We start from the raw sequence: 25,680 nt of genomic DNA on the forward strand, positions 1-25,680 counted from the left end.
TTGGTTGATACTAGAATGTTTGTGAAGATTAGTCTCACGCAGAGGCACAGAAAAAATAAAAATTTTATACCAATTATCTAAAATCCGGCAACCGATTCAAAATCTGACTTTTTTAATTACGAATTACGAATTACGAATTAATTTATATGTCTGCTAATAATTTATCGAGTTCTGCTTGGGTGAGTTGCATTTGGGGAAAGTCAGAGGGGGTGAATCCGTTAGCGTTGGGGGAAAGGCAATGCTGAATTAGCGATCGCAATTTTGTTTGATAATTTTCGGCTAGGGTGGCTATTGTTTGCTGTTGATGTAGTGTTCGACTATAGAACCAATCAAATCGCAGTTGTCCTCCTGTGACAATACTATTAATTTCGATCAGGGTGTTGCGTGTTCCTCGCTGGCTGCGGCTATGTCCCACAGACTCACGCGCCGGGATGAAAAGAGATGATTGGTCAAAGATTTGGTCAGATTGTCCGAGATAATTAAATCTTACTTGGGGTGAGGGAACTGCCCGCAGTTTTGCTTGAATTGTTGGGGATGCTAAGTAGCGTAATAATCCATAACTGATACCACGATCTGGTACTTGGCGTAGTTGCTCTTTAATTGTTTTTAGGGAATCTCCCAGTTCAGATGATGCATCTATATTTAAGAATACCGGGAAGAGGCTAGTAAACCAACCCACTGTGCGAGATAAATTCATAGTTGGAAACAAATCTTCTCGCCCGTGTCCTTCTAATTCTACTAAAAGATGGCGATCGCCACTCCAAGAGTGGAATGCTAATACTAAGGCTGTTAAAAGAACATCATTAATTTGTGTGTGGTAGGCTGCGGGAACTTGTTGGAGTAAGGCTTGAGTGTCTTGATAACTTAGAGAAACAGAGTAGGTATCTACATCTGCCATTGTGTTGTAGCTTTGGGGATCATCTATTGGTAGAGAAGTAACTTGTTGCCAAGAAGGGGATGTCCAATAATCTAATGCTGGTTGCAAATTGGCAGTTTGGGCATAATCTCTGAGTTGGATTGCCCATTGTTGAAAGGATGTAGTTTTTGGTGGTAGCTGAATCTCCTGTTTTTGACACAGTTGCTGGTAGGCTGATTGCAAGTCTTCTAGAAGAATCCGCCAGGAAATGCCATCGACAATTAAATGATGGATGATGATTAACAGCCGATCTCTAGCGAGAAGCCGCTTTGCGTCTACTCGTTGTTGTCCACCCAAGTTAAAATACGCCACACGCATCAATGGCGGTTTATTTAGGTCAAAACTGGCTTGTAAATCATCAGCATAGGTGGCAATCGCTTTTTGCACTTTGTCCGGTGCTACAACCGCTAATTCCGATAAATCAATATATGGCGTGTAGACAGAAGTTGAATCACCCCCCTTAATCCCCCGATGCATTGGGGGGAGATCGGAAATCTCTTCACTCCTCTTAATCCTCCCTTGCGAAGGGGGTAAATTAGAAATCTCTCTCCCTCCCCAATGCATCGGGAGGGTTGGGGTGGGGTAATACGATCGCAATCCATCATGATGAATGATTATCTTATCTAACGCCTGCCGCAGCCAAGTAAAATTAAGAGGCTGCTGCACTTCCAAAATAATTGCTTGGTTCCAATGGTGTGGATCAACTGGATTTTCCTCAAAAAACCAGTGTTGAATTGGAGTCAAGGGAATATCTCCCGTTACTACCTCCTGGGGTATGGACATTTCCCCATTGGTATCAACAATAGCTGCTAATTCTGCCACTGTTTGATATTGAAACATTTGCCGAGGGAGTAATGCCAACCCTTGCTGATTCGCCTTAGCAACCACCTGAATTGCCAGGATGGAATCACCGCCTAGACTAAAGAAATTATCGTGAATACCAATTGATTCTACACCTAAAACCTGACTCCAAATAGTAACTAATTGTTGCTCTAAAGGTGTACGGGAGACAGTGAAAGAGGTATTTACTGGCTGCAATTCCGGAATCGGCAAGGCACGACGATCAACTTTTCCATTAACAGTTAATGGCAGAGTTTCCACAATTACCAAGGCTGACGGCATCATGTAGCCAGGTAACTTTGCCGCTAGAAATTGGCGTAACTCTGTCTCTTGTAGCTTTGACTTGGGAACCACATAGGCAACCAAACGGGCATGATCTAGCATATCTTGCCGAGCGATCGCTACCGCTTGTAACACCCCCGGATGCTGATGTAACACTGCTTCAATTTCCCCTAACTCAATGCGGAAACCGCGCAACTTCACCTGATGATCCCAGCGCCCCAAGTATTCAATATTACCATCTCTTAGATAACGGGCGCGATCGCCTGTTTTATAAAGGATGGGCATTGGGCATTGGGCATTGGGCATGGGGCATTGGGCATGGGGCATTGGGCATTGGGCATGGGGCATGGGGCATGGGGCATTGGGCATTGGGGACGAGTCTTTGATACTCGTGAATGAGTCTTTGATACTCGCGGACGAGTCTTTGATACTCGCGGACGAGTCTTTGATACTCGCTGGCGAGTCTTTGATACTCGCGGACGAGTCTTTGATACTCGCTGGCGAGTCTTTGATACTCGCGGACGAGTCTTTGATACTCGCGGACGAGTCTTTGATACTCGTGAATGAGTCTTTGATACTCGCGGATGAGTCTTTGATACTCGCGGACGAGTCTTTAATACTCGCCGACGAGTCTTTAATACTCGCCGACGAGTCTTTGATCTCCACTCCTCTGCTCAAGAGCTCCCTTGCTCCCCAGTCTCCAGTCCTCAATGCCCAATGCCCAATGCCCAATGCCCAATCCCCAATCAACGGATTCGCCACAAACCGTTCTGCTGTTAAATCTGGTTGTTGCCAATAACCACGGGCAATTCCTGCGCCACCGAGGTAAATTTCACCAGGTACGCCAATGGGTAATGGTTGCAGGTTTTTATCTAAAATATAAACTTGAGTATTAGCAATAGGATGACCGATAGTTGGGGCTTGATTGCTGTCTTTGGGAATAAGGGTAAAGGTGGAGTAAGTAGTATCTTCTGAAGGCCCGTAGAGGTTGAATACTTGGTCAATGGTGGATTGTTGGTAAAGTTGTTGTACCAAGGATTTCGGTAGGGGTTCTCCTGCTAAATTTACAGTTTGCACTGATGCAGGAATGGCGTTGAGACGCAGTAATTCTCTGGCGGCTGAAGGGACGGTGTTGAGCAGAGTTACTTGCCCTGCGGCTGGTAATTCCGGTAACTGAAGGGCGTTATCTGCCAAAATCACGCTTCCTTTGCAACTCAGAGTTACGAAGATTTCAAACACCGATAAATCAAAACAAATGGATGTGGAGGCAAGGACACCTGCTAATTGTGCTGCTGAATAAACTTCCTTTGCCCAATATATCAAGGTAACGGGACTGCGATGGGAAATTGCAACTCCTTTAGGAATACCCGTGGTTCCAGAGGTGTAGATGATGTACGCCAGATTGTCTGGTGTGAGGCTACTGATGGGATTCGCGGTATTTTCTAAGGAAATTGCTTCTGCATCTGTATCTAGGCAAATTACGGGAATATCTAAGCTGGGCAATTTGGGCAATTGATGCTGCTGGGTAATCAAAACCTGAATCTGGGCATTTTGAATAATTAATCCCAGTCTTTCTTGAGGATAACTAGGATCAAGGGGAACGTAAGCGCCTCCAGCTTTGAGAATACCCAACAAACCGATAATCATATCCAGGGAACGATTTACACAAATCCCCACAGGAACCTCTGGCTGCACGCCTAAACTTTGTAGGTAGTGAGCCAGCTGATTAGCTTTGGTGTTTAATTCCTGATAACTTAAACTTTCTCTACCCCAAATAACGGCGGTGTGTTTAGGAGTTTGGCTAACTTGGGCAGTAAATAATTCATGTAAACATTGCCCATCAGGATATTCCCGTTGAGTTTGGTTCCATTCTACCAATTGCTGTTTTTCGGCAATACTCAACAAAGGTAGTTCGGCAATGGGTTGTTGAGGATTAGTAACAACGGCTTCTAATAGTGTTTCCAGATGTCCAGCCAAACGCGCAATAGTTGACGCTGCAAATAAATCGGTGTTGTACTCCAGCTTACAACTCAGCCCCTCTAGAGTTTCGCTAACTATCCAAGTCAGGTCAAATTTTGCCGTTCCACTATCTGCGTCAATAATTTGACATTGTATCCCTGCCATATCTAATTCTGGCAGAGGGAGATTTTGCAACACCAGCATAACTTGAAAAATTGGCGTATGACTGAGCGATCGCACCGGCTGAAGAACTTCTACTAATTGCTCAAAAGGTAAATCTTGATGAGCATAAGCACCGAGAGCCGTTGCTCGGACTCGTTGCAGTAATATTTCAAAGGTGGGATAGCCGCTTAAATCGCTACGCAGTGCTAAAGTATTGGCAAAACAGCCAATTAATGATTCTGTTTCTACACGATTTCGATTAGCGATCGCACTACCAACAACAATATCATCACTGCCCGTATAACGATGTAACAGCACATTCAAAGTAGCCAGCAAAGTCATGAATAAAGTACTGTGATGACGCTGACTTAACTGTTTTAACGCTTCAGTTAACCCCAAAGACAAACCAAAGCGATGCACAGCTCCCCGAAAAGATTGTACAGCCGGACGAGAATAATCCGTCGGTAACTCCAGCATTGCAGGCACATCAGTTAACTGCTGTCGCCAATATTCCAAATGCCCCTCTAAAACCTCACCCTGCAACCATTGTCGCTGCCAGTAAGCAAAATCCACATACTGAATATCTGTAAATTTCTCCTCCTCTGTGCGCCTGGGCGCGGCAGTCGCTACAACGGGGGGAACCCCCGCAACGCGCTGCCTTGCCTCTGCGTGATACAACCCCACCACATCCCTAACCAACAACCCCATAGACCAAGCATCAGCAATGATATGATGCAATGTCAACAGCAAAACATGACGTGTATCACCCAAACGCAACAACTGCACCCGCAACAGAGGCCCATCCTCCAAATTAAACGGTTGTTGTGAGAGCAGCAACACCAAATTCTTAATTTCCTGTTGCTGTTCATTAGCCGCCAGAGCTTGCAAATCAATCGCTAATATATTGATCTGACAAAAATCAGCAATCCTCAAAACAGGTTGTCCATCAACGCTTTGAAAAGTTGTCCTGAGAATTTCCTGTTGTTGCACCATCTCATCAAAACTGTGCTGCAAAATCCCTAAATCAATATTTCCCTGAATTTCCACCGCCAAGGGAATATTGTAAAATGGGCTATCTGGCTCTAACTGCGACAAAACCCAAAAGCGTTGCTGGGCAAAAGACAGAGGTAAATTACCAGTCCGCTGAATTGGCAATATTGCTGGCGCTACACTTAAAAATTGGCTTTGCTCAATTACCTGTGCAAAATTAGCGAGTACTGGCGTTTCAAACAGATGACGCAATGGCAATTCTACATTAAATACCTGCCGAATTTGAGAAACTACCCGCGTTGCTAACAGCGAATGTCCTCCCAAGTTGAAGAAATTGTCATCAATGGCCACTGACTCTATACCCAACACCGATGCCCAAATGCCTGCCAACAGTTCTTGTGTGGGTGTATAGGAAGCCGTTACTGTAATCGCCACCGAATTTATATCGGGATTTGGTAACGCTTGGCGATCGACTTTACCATTCGGTGTAAGAGGTAATTTTTTCAGTACTACAATCGCCGCAGGGATCATGTACGCTGGTAGTTTTGTCGCTAAGAAGGAACGTATAGCAGTAACCCCACCCGCTCTATCGGTTACCCTCCCAATGCCTTGGGGAGGGTTGGGGAGGGGTGTATTGAGCACAATATACGCCACCAAACGCTGTTCTCTGGGTTCATCCTCTTTGACAGTAACCACAGCCTGAGCCACTTCTGGATGTTGATTGAGTACCGCTTCAATCTCACCCAATTCAATGCGAAAACCGCGAATTTTTACTTGGTTATCTAATCTACCCAAGTATTCCAAATTACCATCTGGTAGATAACGAACGCGATCGCCTGTTTTGTAGAGAGATGAGGCACAAGAAAATCCTGACGCTATGCTGTTAATACCCGAAACCCCACCCCGCCAAAGCTGCGCTTTAGCTCCCCTCCCCTTAGCAAGGGGAGGGGTTGGGGGTGGGGTAAGAATCCCAAAAGGATTTGCCACAAACCTCTCTGCTGTTAAATCTGGACGTTGCCAATAACCCCGTGCTACTCCTGCACCACCGATGTAGAGTTCTCCTGCTACACCCACGGGAACTGGTTGCAAATGGTCATCGAGGACGTAAAATTGAGTATTGGCGATGGGACGACCAATGGTAACAGATTCACACCGATTGAGTTTCTGAGCAGCTGACCAAATTGTAGTTTCTGTTGGGCCGTAAAGGTTCCAGACTTCTCGACTGCATGATATTAACTGCTGGGCGAGGGAATTATCTAAAGCTTCTCCACCGCAGAGAATTTTTAAATCTTCTTTTCCCCGCCAACCACTAGCTAGAAGTAAGCGCCAGGTAGCTGGAGTAGCTTGCATGACAGAGATTTGATGTTGTTCTATGGCGGCTGCTAGTTGGACTCCATCTAGTGTTACCTCCCGTGGTACAAGAACAAGACTAGCACCAACAATTAACGGCAAGAAAATCTCTAAGGCGGCGATGTCAAATGCTAAGGTTGTCACGGCGAGGAGGGTATCTTTTGCCGTTAATCCCGGCATTTTCGCCATTGCATTCAAAAAGTTGGTCAGTCCTCTGTGCAAAATTTGCACGCCTTTAGGTGTGCCTGTAGAGCCAGAGGTGTAAATTAGGTAGGCTAGTTGATTGGGGTCAACTTTAACTAAGGGATTCTCACTCTCTAAATTATCAATATGCTTATCTATACAGAGAATTTCCGCAGTATTTTCCGGTAATAAATTTAATAATCTATTTTGAGTGAGTAATATTGATATTTGAGCATCTTGAAGGATAAACCCCAAACGCTCTTGAGGATAACCAGGATCGAGGGGAATATATGCGGCTCCAGCTTTGAGAACTGCCAAAAGTGCGATCGCCATTTCCAAGGAGCGATCGCAGCAAATCCCCACCCGTGTTTCTGTTTGAACACCCAACTTTTGCAAATAATGGGCGAGTTGATTCGCTTTGGTGTTAAGTTCTCTATAAGTTAGGGATTTATTCTCAAAAATAACTGCTATTTTATTTGGTGTTCTTGCGGCTTGTTGGGCAAATAGTTCATGAATGCATAAATCAGGAACTTCTACAACAGTATCATTCCATTGCACAAGTAGCTGTTGTTGCTCATTCTCTGTGAGTAAAGGCAACTCAGCAATGGGTTGATCGGGATTTTCTCCAATTCCATGCAGCAGTGTTTGGAAATTCTGAATCAGGCGATCGATGGTTGCTGCTTGGAATAAATCGGTACTATACTCCAATGTCCCCGTTAATCCCCTTGGTGTTTCGTACATATCCAAGCTCAAATCAAAGCGGGTTGTAGAATGTTCAGTCTCCAAAGGTTCAATTGTCAATCCAGCTAGATCGGTGCTTTGGCTCTTGGTATTGTGGAGAATAAACATTACCTGAAACAGAGGATTTTGACTTAAATTCCGTTCCGGTTGCAGTTGTTCTACCAAATCTTCAAAGGGCAATTCTTGATGAGACAACGCCCTAAGGACTGTTTCACGGACTTGATTAAGTAAGTCACAAAAACTAGGATTACCAGATAAATTGGTACGAAAAACCAAATTATTTACAAATAACCCAATTAGATTAGCAATTTCTGGGCGATCGCGGCTAGTAACCGTGGAACCTACCAGAATATCTTTTTGCCCACTGTAGCGATACAGCAAGACATTAAATGCTGTCAGCATGGTCATAAATAATGTAGCACCTTGCTGTTGGCTGAGTTGCCCCAGCCTGTCAGATAATGCTAGTGACAGTGTAAAAAACTGCCGCGCTCCTTTGAAAGTCTGTCTTGCTGGACGAGGATAATCTATTGGTAGGGATAATTCACGGGGACAATTTTGGAGTTGTTCTTTCCAATAAGCTAGTTGAGTGGTGCGTGCTTCGCTTTGCAGCCATTTCTGTTGCCAAGTAGCAAAATCTACATACTGAATTGATAAATCAGGTAAAAGTAATGGTTTCCCTTCACTATATCCTTGATATAGCAATGCCAATTCTCTCACCAAGACACGCATTGACCAATAATCAGCAATAATGTGGTGCATGACAAACAGCAGCACATATTCCGTAGTACTTAGTTGCAGCAGTACCACACGCAACAACGGAGCCTGAGTCAGATGGAAAGGACGCACAGTTAAAAGATTTGCCTGTTGCATGACTTGCGCTGCTTGGTGTTCTGGTGATAATCCGCGCAAATCAACTAGAGGCAGTGTGAGTGTAAAATTTGCAGTAATATTTTGAACAGGTTCGTCATTAACTACAGAAAAACTGGTGTGAAGGATTTCATGACGACGGACGATTGACTGCAAGCTTTGCCCCAAGGCATTAATATTCAGTTTTCCCTTCAAACGTAAGGCGCTGGGAAGATTATAAACAGATAGTCCTGGTTGTAGCTGTTCGAGAAACCATAGCCGCTTTTGGGCAAAGGATAGGGGAAAATTTTGTTGCTTGGCTGCTTGCTGTTGCAAGAGTTTTGCTAAAAGTTGTCGCTTTTGTAACGCCTGTAGTTCAGAGGTGTTGGGCTGTGAATGACTCATATCAAGAAATTATTCGCAGAAATCACAGATAAAAATGTTACTTAGAGGTTGCTGTTTTGGAAAGAGAAATTTTTATCGGTAGTGGCGACGCAACGCCTGATATCATGTCCGCTTGATTACTTATATCATGTCCGCATAAATAGTTATGCTAACCACAGCCATTACACCCCACCCCCAGCCCCTCCCCGCAAGCGGGGAGGGGAGACAAAGCTACGCTTTGGCGGGGTGGGGTTCTTTGGGTTTAATAAGCAATCAAGCGGACATGATATTATTCAACCAGAGGAACCCCAAAGAGCCAAAGCGTAGCTTTGTCTCCCCTTCCCGATGCATTGGGGAGGGAACTAGATTTCCGGCTTCCCCCCAATGCATCGGGGGGATTGAGGGGGTAATTTTACTTGTGTTTACACCGTATATATAACGCTTATTAGGAAATAATTTCGCTAAGTCAAGTTAGTATTGCTATTATTTCACACTATATGACAATAATTATCAGTTAGTTGTAAAAACATCTCCAACTTTGTGCAGCAAGGCATTTATACAGTTAACCACCCTCTTGTGCTTGCATTTGGTTAAGTAATTTCTCCACTTCTTCTTCAGAAAGTTGGTCTAAGTTAGCTAATAACTGTTGTGCTTGTGCCCGTTCGACGCGCTCAATTTGCGGTGTCTTTGCCGGTTGTGGCTTCTGATGCCATTGCAGTTTCAGCAAATCAGCCTGGGAAGCTAAGGTAGGATTGAGGAAAAACTCCCGAATTGGTAAATCAAGTTGGAGAGAGGAACGCATCTGAGCAAGTAGCTGGGTTGCTGATAAAGAATTGCCCCCCAACTCGAAAAAGTTATCGTGGATGCTTTGTACCTCGACTTGGAGAACAGATTGCCAAAGGTTTGCGATCGCCACTTCCAAATCTGTGGTAGGAAGTATAACAGGCGACTCAGTTTTAGTGGATTGAAACTTTGGTAAAGGTAAGGCGCGGCGATCTAGTTTACCATTAGGTGTTAATGGCAATGCTTCCAAAGGCATATAAAGTGTAGGTATCATATATTCTGGCAATCGTTGCTGTAGAAATTGCTGTAACTTCTGCCTGATCAATTCTGTTTTTGTTAACTGAATTTGCGGATTTTCTGGCGACAGCCAACGAGTTTTCCAGGTTGGATCGATACAACCGCCGACAAAACTATGCAATAATATATGCTGCTCATGTAAAGCAAAATTCTCGCGGATAGCATCAAATTCTAAAGCCCCTATCGGACATAAGCCTAAGTCATAATCGGGAGCCGTTTCCATTAATAACTGACTGATATAACCCGCTTCCAGCATACAGAAATCCCTAGATTTATCGCCGTAAATTGGTGCGATCGCATGCATTTCACCGATTAAAAATAAGGCAAACGCCGCTTGCTCAAAAATCTCCTGATTAATGCCATAAATCCCACCGTCAACTTTAGCTGAATTGCTCAGGTGAATCAGTTGATGCTGTTGGGGATGATAGTAGTAAATCCCAGCCGCTAAATTTTGAACTCGATTTGGCTTAATGTAAATGTATGTCTGGACTGGATACAAACTACCAGCAGAAGCATAACGGTACTTAGGCAATGGTGAATTTAAGAGTTGCTGCGATCGCAAACATTCTAAAAATTCACCCAAGCTATTGAGAGATACAGATTGCTCTAAAAATTGGCGATAACTTTGTCGTTGCAGCTTGACACCAGAAGACTCAGCCCCAGGTAAAGCAATGTGAGAGGCATTAGAATCAAGCGATCGCACACCCCGTTGTTGGAGTTTAAAATCCGTGGGAGAAACCCCACCCGCCCTATCGGGCACCCTCCCAATGTCTTGGGGAGGGTTGAGGAAGGGTTCTAGCTCCCTCCCCAAAGCATTGGGAGCCACTGCGTTGGGCGGCTTTGCCGACTTGAAGCAAGTGGCGTGAGGATTGGGGAGGGGTGCTATTTCTCCCTGCAACACAATATAGGCAAGCAATTGCTGTTGATACGGTAAGCCCAAAGTTGTGACAACTGCTTGAGCGATCGCTGGATGCTGTTTTAGAGCCGCTTCTATTTCGCCCAATTCAATCCGGTAGCCATTGATTTTAACTTGAAAATCCTCTCGTCCTAAAAATTCTATTGTCCCGTCTGGTAGATAGCGCCCTAAGTCGCCAGTTTTGTAGAGAGTATTGGACATTGGTATTCTCCCCTGCTCCCCTGCTTCCCAGTTCCCAATAAACGGATTAGGAATAAACCTTTCTGCCGTTAATTCTGGATTTTGCCAGTAGCCTTTGGCAATACCCAAACCGCCAATATAAAGTTCACCAATTGCCCAATTCGGGCAGGGTTGGAGGGATTGATTGAGTACGTAAACCTGTTGATTGGTCAGAGAAGACCCGTAGGGAATACTTTTCCAATTGGGATCGATTTTGTGAATAGGGTAGAAAATAGACCAGATAGAGGCTTCTGTAGCACCCCCTAAACTGATAATTTTGGGATGGTTAAATTGACTGCAAATGCGCTCAGGGAGTGTGAGAGGAATCCAGTCACCACTAAGGAGAATTAAACGGAGTGATTGGGAATTGGGCATTGGGCATTGGGCATTGGGCATTGAGAAGAGATCCTTCTCATCTCCCTCATCCCCCTCATCCCCCTCATCCCCATTCCCCACTCCCCACTCCCCACTCCCCAATTCAACCAAAAGTTGCATTAAGGCGGGAACAGTATTCCAAATTGTTACCTGATGCTGGGTAATTAGGTGTATCCAGTGAGATGGATCGTTGGGGCGATCGCAATCGGGAATGACAATTGCTCCGCCGGCGGCGAGGATGCCAAATATGTCATATACAGATAAATCAAAACTCAGGGAAGACAGGGCTAAAATGCGATCGCTAGCTGTCACGTCAAAGCGTTGATTAATATCTAAAATCGTGTTCACCGCTCCCTGATGATCAATCATCACACCTTTAGGCTTGCCAGTAGAACCGGAAGTGTAAATGACGTATGCTAAATCTGTAGATTGTTGTATCGCTGCGGGTATAGCTGTATGGGGTGGAGCATCGAAAGTATCAACACATATACGGCTGCAATCATCCGCCCATTCTAAAGCCACATCCAGCCAGGATTGAGTGAGGATAATTTGCGCTTGGGTTGACTGCAACAAGTGTAGGCGGCGTTGTGTCGGTAATTGGGGATCGATAGGCACATAAGCAGCCCCGGCTGTCAAAATTGCTAAGGCGGCAATTGCTTGCTCCCAACCTTTATCCATGACAATTGCCACCAATTTATTTGGTATTACGCCTAGTTGCTGCAATAGTTCGGCAAGGTGACAAACGCGATCGCTCACCTGTTGATATGTGAGAGATTTTTGGTTAGTAAAGATTGCAGGCTGCTTGGGTTGCTTTGTTACTTGCTCAAAAAATAGGGTGTGAAGTAGGGGAATTGGGAATTGGGCATTGGGAATTGGGCATTGAGTATTGGGCATTGGAGAAAACTTCATTTCCCTCATCTCCCCTGCAACTGAAGTTGCTAAATGTTCCAAGAATTCACAGTAGGTGTGGAACATTTCATCTAACAGTCCTGGTGGGAAGAGATCATCAATGGTATCCCAGTTGAAAACTAATGCCCCAGCAACTTCTGCTACTTGATGGTCAAAATACACCTGGGAAGTCTGGCTGAGACTGTATACTAAGTCACTGCGCCAGCTACGCTCTCTTGTTTGTTCTCGATTGTCTTGGGTGAGTGTGCTGGTAAAGACTACGGGCATGATTGCGCCTGTCACCCGTTGTTGATTACGAGCAAGGTGGCGTAACACTTCTACACCACTGACATAACGATGATCTAAATCTTCCCATAGCTGTGCTTGAATGTGCCGGGCAAGTTTCAGAAAATTTTTACGCCCCTTGTTCTCAATTGCCAAAAGCAAAGATGCGGTGAAGTCTCCCACAATTCGATTTACATCGGGATGCAAGGGTAGACGATTAAAAAGGGTCAAATTTAGGGTAAAACACGGCTCCTTACTCCATCGAGACAGAATTTCCGCAAATGCAGCTAATAGCAAACCTGACGGTGTAATTCCGACTTGGCTAGCTTGCTGTTTTAGCCGTTGCCATTTCTCTGGAGCTAAATTGCCACTACGCCGAACAAAATGGGGTTGAGTGATTGTACTGAGGGGCTGAGTTAAAGGTAAATCTGGTGCGGCTGGTAGGGTGGCAAGTCTGGCTTGCCAGTATGCTTGCGATCGCGCATAAATTGCCGATTTCCGTAATTCCTGTTCTGCCAACACATAATCACGAAAAGATAATCTGCTTGTCGGCAATTGAATATCAGGATTGTGCAATATTTGCACTAGTTCTGTCCCTAGTAGTTTAAAACTCCAAGCATCCCCAATTAATACATCAAAGCTAATGCAAAAGCGAATTTTTTCCTCATCCAATAAAACTGCTTGAATTTCAAATAATGGATAGCGATCGGTAGCAAATATTTGATGAGAAAGGCGATCGCGCAACTCCATCAACTCTACCCCACCCGCCCTATCGGGCACCCTCCCCAAGGCATTGGGAGGGTTGGGGAGGGGTTCTAATTCTCCACGCAAATCAGTCACAGCAATTTTATAAGGTGGCACCTCTTTTAAAACGCGCTGTTGTCCATCGGGTTGCACAATCACCCGCAACATATCATGATGCTCAATTAGCCTTTGTAATGCCCATTCCATTTGTTCTACAGACAATCCCACCGTTTCAATTTCTTGGTAGCCGTGGGTAGCAACATTACCCAACTCAAAAGCGGCGTTACGTCCGATGAGATATGCTTGTTGAATGTCCGTTAGGGGAAAGGGTTGATAGCGTTCCTGGGGATGTGGTTGAATTTGAGGTAATCCCGACTGAGTGATATCGCCCTGTAATTGCTCAATTTGTGCTGCCAGTCCTGCGATCGTGGGATGCTGAAATAAGCTCTTGAGAGGTACTTCTACATTGAGAGATTCATTGATTTTCGCCACTAACTGAATACCCAGCAGCGAATGTCCCCCCAATGCAAAAAAGTTATCATTAATTCCAATTTGTTCAACTTGAAGTGTTTCTTCCCAGATGATGGCGAGAGTTTGTTCTGTGGGTGTCTGTGCTTCCACATAGGCATTCTCTAATTCTGGACGTGTTTTTTCTACCGTGGGTAATGCCTGACGATCAATTTTGCCATTGGGAGTACGCGGCAGTGCTTCCAGAGTAATAAAGTTTGCAGGAATCATATAACCTGGTAAACGTTCCACCAAAAATTGCCGTAAATCTGAGGATTTTGCACTTAGAGAAGCAATATAAGCAACTAAACGTTTCTCACCTGTTACTTCTTCAGGAGCCATTACAGCACACTCTTGCACATCTGTATGTTGGCTTAGTACCGCTTCAATCTCACCTAACTCAATGCGATAGCCCCGAATTTTCACTTGGTTATCCAAGCGACCCAAGTATTCCAAATTACCATCTGGGAGATAACGGACGCGATCGCCTGTTTTGTAGAGATTGGGCATGGGGCATGGGGCATGGGGCATGGGGCATGGGGCATTGGGCACAAGAGGCAGAGGTGCGGAGGGGCAGAGGGGCAGAGGGGAAAAACTTACTGCTCCCCTGCTCCCCTGCTCAAGAGCTCCCCTGCTCCCCAGTCCCCAGTCCCTAACAAACGGATTTGGTATAAACCTTTCTGCTGTTAAATCTGGACGCTGCCAATAACCCCTTGCTACTCCTGCACCACCAATGTAGAGTTCCCCAGGTACACCCACTGGTACTGGTTGCAAATGGTCATCTAAGACGTACACTTGACTATTCGCAATGGGTTGACCAATTGTCGGAGATAGAGTAAGGGGAGTAACACCTTTAAGTTGGATGTAGGTGGAATAGGTAGTATCTTCTGAAGGGCCGTAGAGGTTGAATATTTGCTGAATGTGGGGTAATTGTTCAAGTTGTTGCACCAGTCGCCAACTCAACGGTTCACCTGCCAAATTCACAGTTTGGACAGAGTTGGGAATAGCATTGAGTTGCAGTAATTGTGCGATCGCACTGGGTACAGTATTAATAAGCGTCACCTGATTTTTAGCTGGCAAATTCGGCAGCGCCAAGGCATTTTCTGCGAGGATGACTTTACCGCCCCAACTCAGAGGTACAAATAACTCGAATATTGATAAATCAAAGCAAATTGAAGTTGAGGCTAATACACCAGCGATCGCATCTGTACTAAACACCTCCCGCGCCCAATACAATAAACAAACTGGATTGCGATGCTCAATCATCACCCCTTTTGGTTTCCCTGTAGAACCAGAAGTATAAATCAAATACGCCAGATTTTCCGGTGTAACCTTTGTAACAGGATTACTAACAGAATTCTCAGCAATAGCTTCCCAATCTTCGTCCAGATAAACGATTTTTGTATTGCTATTTACTTGGTAAGCGGCGGGGTAGGGTTTTGATGATGTCTGAGTCAACAGAATCGGAACTCGCGCATCTTCCAGAATCCACCTCAACCGAGTTTCAGGATAAGCTGGATCTAAAGGTACATACACTCCACCCGCTTTCAGAATCCCCAAAATCCCAATCACCATCTCAACAGAACGTTCCAGACAAATTCCCACAGGTGTTTCTACTTCCACACCCAAATGTTGCAAATGATGTGCTAATTGATTAGCTTTACTATTAAGTTCTCTATAAGTAAAAGATTGCTCACCAAAAATCAGCGCTATCTCATCCGGTGTCAGTTGGACTTGCGCTTCAAATAGTTGATGAAGGCACTGATGACTAGGATATTCTTGTGTCGTTTGGTTCCAAATTTGAAATTGCTGCTGTTCGTTTCCGGTTAAAAAAGATATTTCTGACAGTCTTTGCTCAGTATTTACAACTATACTCTCTAGCAAAGTAATCCAATGTTCTGCCATGCGGGCAATTGTAGCAACATCAAACAAATCTGTACTGTATTCAAATTGTCCAGTAATTCCCTGTTCGGTGTCCTGTAAATTCAGACGTAATTCGTATTTTGCCGTCTCTTCATCAAAAGGCAATCGTTCCAGAGTTAACCCTGGCAATTGTGGCGATCGCACCGATGCCAATTGTAAATCAAACTTAACTTGGAATAACGGCATCATCTGACTGAGATTCCGTTCAGGATTTAACACTTCCACCAATTTTTCAAAAGGTAAATACTGATGGGCAAAGGCTGCAAGCGCCACCTCACGCACTCGCGCCAATAATTCCTGCACCGGGGGATTTCCTGCCAAATTGGTACGCAACACCAGCGTATTCACCAGCAAACCAATTAAATTCTCACTCTCTTGGCGATCGCGGTTGACAATATCAGTACCAATAACTAAATCATCCTGTCTTGTGTAACGATATAGCAACACCTGAAAGCTAGTTAACAGCAGCATAAATAGTGTTACCCCTTGCTTGGCTGCTAAAGCTTTGACTGCTTGGGATAAAGATGGCGATAAAGCTACAGGATAATGTGAACCGCTATATGTAGGTACGGCTGGTTGTGGGCGACTTGACAACTGTAAAACAGGTAATTCACCACCTAATTGCTGTTGCCAATAACTAATTTGCTCTGTGAGAAATTCCCCCTGTAACTGTTGCCTTTGCCACACAGCCCAATCAGCATACTGAATAGGCAACTCTGGTAATGATGAAGTTTCTCCCTGGATAAATGCTGAATACAGTAGCGATAATTCTTTCAGGAAAACACCAATCGACCAGCGATCAGAAATAATATGATGCGTTGTCAGCAGTAAAATATACTCCTCTTCTCCTAAATATAATAAGAGCGATCGCAATAAGGGCTGACTCAAATCAAAGGGGCGTTTTGCCTCTGCAAGAGCTAACATTTCCACTTCTAATGGAGTGTTAATTTCGCTGATATCAATAATCGTCAGCGCCAGAGGTTCCCAAGGTGTAATGACTTGGATGGGCTGCTTTTGGGCGTTGGTAGTGAAACAAGTGCGTAAGGTTTCGTGTCGTCGCCGTAATTCATTTAGAGATTTTTCTAATGCTGACACCTGCAAGACTCCCCGTAGCCGCAGAACACAGGGGACGTTGTAAACAGAACTGGTGGGTTCGAGTTGCTGAATGAACCAGAGGCGTTGTTGAGCAAAAGATAGGGGAGTATTTTCTGTATCAGGGCGTTTGGGAATGGTGAAAGATTGTCCTAATGTTAATCCTCGCTCTTTTAAGCGGCGTTCAAATAGTAGTCGTTGTTCTGGTGATAATTTAGCTAAGAGTTTTAGATAGTCAGTCATATCAAGTAAAAAATATGTATTTGATGAAAAAGTTCTCCCGGAATTACCCCCCTTAATCCCCCCGATGCATTGGGGGGAGATCAGAGATCCAGTTCTTCCCTCTCTTGCAAAGGGAGAGATCACAGAACAGATCCGGTTCCCTCCCCAATGCATCTCTTAGGGTTAGGGTGGGGTAAAACTTCTATTCATGTGTGGTGAGTTGTTGAGCGACTTCTGTGGGTGATAGGCTCTGAATCTCTGTCAGCAAGGCAGTCATTTCTTCGATATCTTGGGGTTGTTGAGCGGCTACAACAACGGCAATGGCAGCTACAGTAGGCGCTTCGTATAGTAAGTTTCGCATGGAGAGTTCTATGCCGAAGCGATCGCGCTTTCGAGAGATGGCTTGAATTGCCAGTAGGGAATGACCACCTAAATCAAAGAAGTTATCATGAATGCCAATAGGTGTAATTCCTAAGAGTTCTTGCCAAATTTGAGCGATCGCTTGTTCGATTTCGTTGCTGGGTGGAATGTATTCGTTGGCTAAATTAGGGCGTGTATGGGCATTCTCAGTGGATGATTCTGTTTTGGTTCCATTTGAGGATTTTGGTATTACCCATTGTTCTAAACGCTTGTGGAGGCTGCTTTTGGAAACTATGACAGCCTCCGGTAAGCCTAAACTAAGAACTCGGCAGGTAGCATCCCAAACCTCTTGAGGGGTAAGTGCTAGTGCGGCTAAATTTGCTCCAAAACCACTATTAATCTCAGATGCATCATCTCGGCAAGCATCCCAGTTGATGCTAATCCAGGAAAATGTACTGACTTGATTTTGTTTGACAGCAAACATATCTATGACTGCATTGGCGGCGGCGTAAGCTGCCAATCCCAAGCCGCCCAAAACACTGGAAAGGGATGATTGCAACAGGCAAAAATCTAGGTGTTTGTTACCGATAACTTCAGCTAGAGCAAATAATCCCTGCACTTTGGTACGGTAATTGTAATTCCAGTGATTTGGTGTCAATTGATGCAATAACGCCATTGAATGCTCATTGCTCATGGGCGTGGAATAGAAGACACCATGTAGTTGTCCAAATTTTTGTTCTGCATGAGCGATCGCTTGCTTTAACTGCTCACGGTCAGTAATATCTACATTTTCCGACATGTAATCGACACTGGCATCATCTAAACTTTGTTTTATGGCCTCGGGAATGACATCACTAAGTAGGATTAACCGCACTGGCATTTGTGCCAGAAAATCGGCGTAAACGGTTCCCAGTCCCGTTGTCAAATCGCCTACAATCAGGTAATTTCCTCCTTGTCGCAGAGGTAGAGCAGATTTTAAAACCCCACCCGCCCTATCTAACTCCCTCCCCTTACCAAGGGCAGGGCTGGGGTGAGGTTCTAGCTCCCTCCCCTTACCAAGGGGAGGGTTGGGGTGGGGTATTCGCACGGGTTTAAAAATTTGTTCCCAGCGATGACTACCACGATAGGCAACAACAACCTCATTTGCAGGGCTGAAACATTCTCTAATTAATTGCTGCACCAATCGCTGGCGTGTATCAGTTTCCTTAGATACTACGATGTCAACACAACGACAACTCACTTGGGGAATTTCTTGAGAAATAACTTTTCCCATAGCTAAAACCATCGCTTTGAGAGGGTTAATTTCTTCGTTACCCAATACTATTTGCCCGTCATTTGTGACTACAGTAATTGGAATTGCTGCCTTAACAGACTGCGAAGAAATCGCCTGCGCCAAATACAATAAGTCATAACTCTGGTTTTGATATTCGTTAGCACTAGTTAAATTCCATAAGTGCAGAATGCGATCGGGAATCAGTTCACGCAGCTGTAAGTCTTCCAGCAAATCAACAAAGTCCTGTTTCTGTTGAGGATTAACTGTAAAGGTGCGGTATAGTGGTTGTTCATATTTTTCGCCAGGAGTAACGATAATTACATCATGTCCAGCGTTTTGCAGGGTGTGAACAATCTCTGTACCTACGTCGTAATTATCTGCTAGCACCAGCAAACACTGCCGTTGTTCAGTTAAATCTACCAACGGACGTGATAGACTCCGTTCCCAAGTGGGGATATAGAACCAGTCAGAGAAAGAAGCATATTCACCCCTCTCCAGCCCTCCCGATGCATTGGGGAGCCACTGCGTTGCGGGGGTTCCCCCCGTTGTAGCAAGTGGCGTGAGGGAGCTAGATAGGGCGGGTGGATCAATCCAGTAACGTTGACGTTGGAAGGAATAGGTTGGTAATGGCAATCGGTGGCGCTGTTCGTGAGCATAGAAACCTGACCAATCAACGGGAACACCCGCCAACCATAATTCTCCCAAAGTTTGGAGCAAAAATGCTACATCTGATTGGTTTTCCTGGGGATGGCGGAGGGAAGATAGTATAGTTTGAGTGTGGGTTTGTTGCTTGGCTAGAGTAGTAAGTGTTTTCCCTGGCCCGACTTCCAGTAAAATTCGGTTGGGTTCTTTGAGGAGTTCTGTCACCCCGTTAGCAAATTGTACAGGTTGGCGTAAGTGAGTTGCCCAGTAATCAGGGTTAGTTGCTTGCTCTGGTGTAATCCAGTCGCCAGTGACGTTGGAAATAAATGGGATTTGGGGCGATCGCAAATTCATCCCTCTAAAAGCATCAATAAATGGCGCGATGATCTCATCCATCAAGGGTGAGTGGAAAGCGTGGGATGTCTGCAAGCGGCGATAGGTAATGTTTTGGGTATTTAAATATTGTTCTAACTGGGTAATTTCTACCTCAGTACCAGATACCACAGATAACTGAGGTGCATTATTTGCTGCAATGACTAAGCTACCTGACAATAAAGGTTGTAATGTGTCCGCCGACATGGCCACTGACAGCATCGCCCCTGGCGGACATTGCTGCATCAACTTACCACGCATCGCTACTAACTTTAAGGCATCCGGCAGCGAAAATACACCTGCGTATGTTGCAGCAACATACTCACCAATGCTGTTACCAATCATCGCTTGGGGTTGAATTCCCCAGGATATCCACAGTTGTGCTAGGGCATATTCGATTACAAATAAAGCGGATTGAGTGTAGCTGGTTTGGGATATGGCGGTTTTTAATTCCGAAAACAAAACCCCACCTACCCTATCGGACACTTCCCTCTGTCCCCCCTTGGTAAGGGGGGATGAAAGGGGGGTATTTAATTCAGGATAAATTAGATTTCGCAAATCTAAGCCTAAATGGGGCTGGAGTAATTCACAACAATGATCTACTTGTTGTCGAAATACTGACTCTGTGGCGTATAATTCTTTCCCCATGTTGAGATATTGGCTTCCCTGTCCTGGAAATAAAAAGGCAATTTCACGCCTTTCTTTAGGAGCAACCTGAGTCAAAATTTGCGTTCCATCATTCAAAATCTGGATTGCTTCTGCTGTCGTTTGACACAATAGCATTTGCCGATGGTCAAAATCCTGTCGTCCTACTTGCAGGGTATACACCACATCCGCCAGATTTATTTCTGGATGCTGTTTTAAATGACTAGCTAAATTAGCTGCGATCGCACTCAAAGCAGTGGGGTTTTTCGCTGATAAAATTAACAACTGCCAGGGACGGGAAGCACTGGATGATATTATTATAGGTGCTTCCTCAAGAATCACATGGGCATTTGTCCCACCAATACCAAAGGAACTCACACCCGCACGGCGGGGAGTCTGATCGGTTTGCCAATCAGCTAAATTGGTGTTGACATAAAAAGGAGTCTTGGGAAAATCAATTTGGGGATTGGGCTGTTGGAAGTGCAAACTGGGGGGAACTTGTTTGTGTTTGAGCGCCAACACAGTTTTGATGAAACTGGCGATCCCAGCGGCAGCATCTAAGTGTCCAATGTTGCTTTTTACAGAGGCGATCGCACAGTATCCTGTTTTGTCGGTTTGAGAGCGAAAGGCTTGAGTTAGAGCCGCAATTTCAATCGGATCGCCCAATGCTGTACCAGTACCGTGGGTTTCAATATACGTAATGGTTTCCGGGTTTACCTCCGCCACCGCTTGAGCCGCCCGAATCACGGCTGCTTGGGTATCAATTCGAGGGGCTGTATAACTAACTTTCAAAGCACCATCATTATTGAGTGCCGATCCTTTAATTACAGCATCGATATAATCGCCATCTCGGAGAGCATCTTCAAGGCGCTTGAGAACAACAACACCTAAACCACTACCTGCGATCGTTCCTTGAGCATCAGCATCAAAGGCTCGACAATGCCCATCTTGAGAGTAAATTCCCCCTTCTTGGTACAAATAACCCGTTGGACTGGATAAAGATACACCCCCCGCCAATGCCATGTCACACTCTCCACTCAGCAAGCTTTGACACGCAAAATGCACGGCTACTAAGGATGTGGAACAAGCTGTTTGAATATCCACACTTGGGCCGCGCAAATTTAGTTTGTAGGAAACCCGTGTGGTGAGAAAATCCTTATCGTTGGATAAAAACAATTGATAGCGATTGACGTTGGCTTGAATCGTCGGATGAGAAATTAAATTCAATAGATAGCTGTTCATTGCAGAACCGGCATATACAGCGATCGCTCCTGCATAATTCTGGGCATTATATCCAGCATCTTCTAACGCTGACCAAGCACATTCTAAAAACAATCGATGCTGCGGATCGAGAATTTCTGCTTCTCTGGGGCTGAATCCAAAGAATTCGGCATCAAAGCATTCAATATTTTCTAAAGTTGCAGCTACTTTCACGTAGTCAGGATGTTGGAGTAGTGAAGGAGCTACACCACTTTTTTGTAATTGCTCATCAGTTAAAAGAGTAGTTGATTCTACACCATCCTGGAGATTTTGCCAGAATTCGTGTAAGTCACTGGCTCCGGGAAATTGTCCCGCCATGCCGATAATTGCTATTTCTAATCCGTTGTAGTTCATATATAAATTTTTTGAAACGTAGACGCTGCATCGGCTTGCCGCAGGCTACCGCTAAGACGCAGATGACAGAAGAAGGTTAATTTGGTTTAATTTGCTGATTTTCTACAAGCTGTTGGCGGCGTTGCAGAAGTCGCTGTTTACCCGTTTCTAGCTGGACAATTCTAGATTCAACTTCGCCATCAAGTAAAGTGGAGGCGGTGGTTTGGGCTAAATAGGTGGATAGGGAACTAATTGTGGAATAACGGAATAACTCTACTAGAGGAATATCTTGATTTAAGCGATCGCGCAACTGTCCTTGCATTCTTACCATCAGTAAGGAATGTCCTCCTAACTCAAAGAAATTATCATGGATGCCGATGGTGTCAACATGGAGTAATTCTTGCCAAATGTCAGCGATTTTTTGCTCGATTTGTGTCTGCGGCAAAATCAAAGATGTCGCCAGTGCTGAAAGCGAGTTATTTGGCGCGGGTAGTGCTTGGCGGTTCACTTTACCGTTGGGTGTAAGAGGTAATTGCTCTAGGACGACAAACACCACAGGTATCATATACGCTGGCAATTTTGTTGCTAAAAAGGAACGTATAGCTGTAACCCCACCCGCCTTGCCAAGGACAGGGTTGGGAAGGGGTTCTAGCTCCCTCCCCTTAGCAAGGGGAGGGTTGGGGAGGGGTGTATTGTGGACAACATACGCTACTAAACGACGCTCTCCCGGTTCATCTTCTTGCACAGTAACCACAGCCTGCGCCACTTCTGGATGTTGATTGAGTACCGATTCAATCTCTCCCAACTCAATGCGAAAGCCCCGAATTTTTACTTGGTTATCCAATCTACCTAAGTATTCTAAATTACCAGACGGTAGATAACGAACGCGATCGCCTGTTTTGTATAGGGCATTGGGCATTGGGCATGGGGCATTGGGCATTGGGGATGAGTCTTTGATACTCGTGAATGAGTCTTTAATACTCGCTGACGAGTCTTTGAACTGGGTTAATGAGTCTTTGATACTCGCTGACGAGTCTTTGAACTGGGTTAATGAGTCTTTGATACTCGCTGACGAGTCTTTAATACTCGCTGACGAGTTTTTGATACTCGTGAATGAGTCTTTAATACTCGCCGACGAGTCTTTGAACTCCGTTAATGAGTCTTTGATCTCCACTCCTCTGCTCAAGAGCTCCCTGCTCCCTGCTCCCTGCTCCCCAATCCCCAGTCCCCAGCGATGCACTGAGCAAGTCGTTGTGTCCCCAATCCCCAGTCCCCAATCCCCAACAAAAGGATTCGACACAAACCGTTCTGCGGTTAAATCTGGTCTTTGCCAATAACCCCGTGCAACTCCCGTACCACCGATGTAGAGTTCTCCGGGTACACCCACGGGAACTGGTTGCAAATGGTTGTCGAGGACGTAAAATTGAGTGTTGGCAATGGGACGACCTATGGTAACAGGTTCGCTTGCTGTCACTTTTTGGAGAGATGACCAAATTGTGGTTTCTGTTGGCCCGTAAAGGTTCCAGACTTCTTGACTGGATGATAGAAGTTGTGCGGCGAGGAAGCTATCTAATGCTTCTCCACCGCAGAGAATTTTTAAGTCTGGTTTGCCTTGCCAACCACTTGTTAAAAGTAACCGCCAAGTTGCAGGGGTAGCTTGCATGACGGTGATTTGATGTTGTTCTATAGCGGCTGTTAATTGGCTGGGGTCAATTAGGGCGGTTTGGCGAGTGAGGATGAGTTGAGCACCTGCAATTATGGGTAAAAACAGTTCCAAGGCGGCTATGTCAAAAGCGATTGTCGTGCTTGCTAAAAGACGATCACTGGCGGTAATTGAGAACTGCTGCTTCAATGCTGTGAGAATATTGACAAGCGATCGCATTTCCACCATCACCCCTTTTGGTGTGCCGGTGGAACCAGAGGTGTAAATCAAATAAGCTAAATTTGCTAGACTTCCTTGACATTCAGGATTTTTTATGCTGCATTGAGCGATCGCTTTCCAATCTGTATCGAGACAGATTACCTCATAGTTTGGGCATGGGGCATGGGGCATGGGGCATGGGGCATTGGTTATTTTTTCTCCCCCCACTTCTCCCACTTCCCCTACTCCCTCATCTCCCCCTACTCCCTCATCTCCCCCTACTCCCCCAAGGCTAGATTCAGTCAGCAGCAACGCAATCTGAGCATCCTCAATCATGAAGCGCAGACGTTCAGCCGGATAACTGGGATCGAGAGGAATGTATGCGGCTCCAGTTTTGAGGATACCTAATAGTGCTATAAGTAATTGTGGCGAACGCTCTAAATAAACTCCGATCCGTGCCTCTGGCACAATTCCCAATTTTTGGAGATAATGAGCCATTTGATTGGCTTTGGCATTTAATTCGCCATAGCTAAGACTGTATTCCTCAAATACAACTGCTGTTGCATCGGGTGTTTCCTTTACTTGTTGCGCGAACAATTCATGTAAACATTGGTTGGGGATTTCCCTAGCTGTATTATTCCAGTCAACTAGTATTTGCTGCTGTTGTATCGGGGAAAGTAATGGCAGTTGTACCAAAAGACAATCACCCTGAGTCAGCATCCCTAATAATAAGGTTTCTAGCTGTTGTAATAATTGGGTAATATTGTCTTCGGTGTAGCGATCGCGATCGGATAATAGTCTTAAAGTAAGCTGAGAATCTGCCACTGCATACAGTGTTAAAGGATAATTTGTTTGCTCTGTGGCATGGATATTACGAATTTGCACTGTTTCCAAGGATTGCTTGAGGGTAGGTTCCACAGGATAATTTTCAAACACTACCAAGGTTTCAAACAATGGCAGAGAACGGGGAACTTCGCTGCAACGTTGAATATCCGTCAAGTTACTGTATTCGTATTGCCGTATTTCTACTTGCTGTAATTGGATGTTTTGCAACCAAGAATATAATTTTTGCTGTGGTGAGACTGATACTCGTAGTGGTAATGTATTGACAAACAGCCCCACCATCGATTCAACACCTGTTAGCGTGCCTGGACGACCGGAACAGACAGTACCAAATAGGATATCTATTTCCCCACTGTAACGACTTAACAATAGAGCAAAAGCTGCCTGTACAAGAGTGTTGAGAGTAATTTGGTGTTGTTTGGCGAAATTGTATAGTTGCTGCGTTTGCTCACAAGTTAGGTGAATGCTTTGCTCAGTATAATGGGTGGATAAATTATCAGGTCGAGCATCCCCAGGTTGTCCAATACCCAAGCGGGTGGGAGTTGTAAATCCCTGTAAATGCTGTTTCCAAAATGCTTCTGCTTGGGAAACATCTTGCTGCTGCAACCAAGCGATGTAGTCTCGATAAGGACGTGGGTTAGATAGTCTCGGTGTTTGTCCCTGGATGTATGCGCCGTAAATCATCAGAAATTCCTGAAGCAAAATCGGCATTGACCAACCATCTAACAGTAGATGGTGATAACTCCAGACAAATTGATATACTGCTGGTGCAAGTTGGATAAGAGTGATGTGCATTAGGGGCGCTTGCGATAAGCTAAATCCCTGTTGTCGCTCTTTTTGTAGTATTGTTGCGAGTTCCTTTTGTTGGGCGGTGGTAGAATAATTGCGCCAGTCAAGATGAGTGATGGGACATTTTACTTGTTTGCCGACTACTTGCAATGGTTTTTCTAACTTATCCCAAACAAATGCTGTTCGTAACACGGTGTGGCGATTGACTAAATGTTGCCAAGCTTCCTCAAAAGCCGGAATATTTAAACTACCGTGTAATTCATAGCTTACTTGGATGACATAAGCCCCAGAATTGGGAGCATAAAGGCTATGGAACAGCATACCCTGCTGCATGGGTGAGAGGGGATAAATATCTTGAATGGCTTGGCGGTTTAGGGTTGTGTTCACTGTTTATCCTC

General features: G+C 45.0%; 4 protein-coding genes. All 4 read right to left on the reverse strand.

Annotation, left to right across the window (positions count from 1 at the left end; all coding sequences use genetic code 11):
• Nucleotides 1–142: 142 nt before the first annotated feature.
• Nucleotides 143–8,674 (reverse strand): non-ribosomal peptide synthetase, encoded by an 8,532-nt coding sequence (locus LC586_RS26210; protein WP_229488165.1) that lies wholly within the window; start codon nucleotides 8,672–8,674, stop codon nucleotides 143–145.
• A 541-nt stretch (nucleotides 8,675–9,215) separates the two neighbouring features.
• Nucleotides 9,216–16,925 carry a non-ribosomal peptide synthetase gene (locus tag LC586_RS26215; protein WP_229488166.1) on the reverse strand — a complete coding sequence of 2,570 codons (7,710 nt, stop codon included), beginning with the start codon at nucleotides 16,923–16,925 and terminating at the stop codon, nucleotides 9,216–9,218.
• 181 nt (nucleotides 16,926–17,106) lie between these two features.
• Nucleotides 17,107–21,810 carry a type I polyketide synthase gene (locus LC586_RS26220; protein WP_229488167.1) on the reverse strand — a complete coding sequence of 1,568 codons (4,704 nt, stop codon included), beginning with the start codon at nucleotides 21,808–21,810 and terminating at the stop codon, nucleotides 17,107–17,109.
• Between the two features lie 76 nt (nucleotides 21,811–21,886).
• Nucleotides 21,887–25,669, reverse strand: coding sequence for a non-ribosomal peptide synthetase (locus LC586_RS26225; RefSeq protein WP_229488168.1), 3,783 nt, complete (start codon nucleotides 25,667–25,669; stop codon nucleotides 21,887–21,889).
• Nucleotides 25,670–25,680 lie beyond the last annotated feature (11 nt).

This window comes from Nostoc favosum CHAB5714 (genome assembly GCF_020829495.1).
Taxonomy (GTDB): Bacteria; Cyanobacteriota; Cyanobacteriia; order Cyanobacteriales; family Nostocaceae; genus Nostoc; species Nostoc favosum.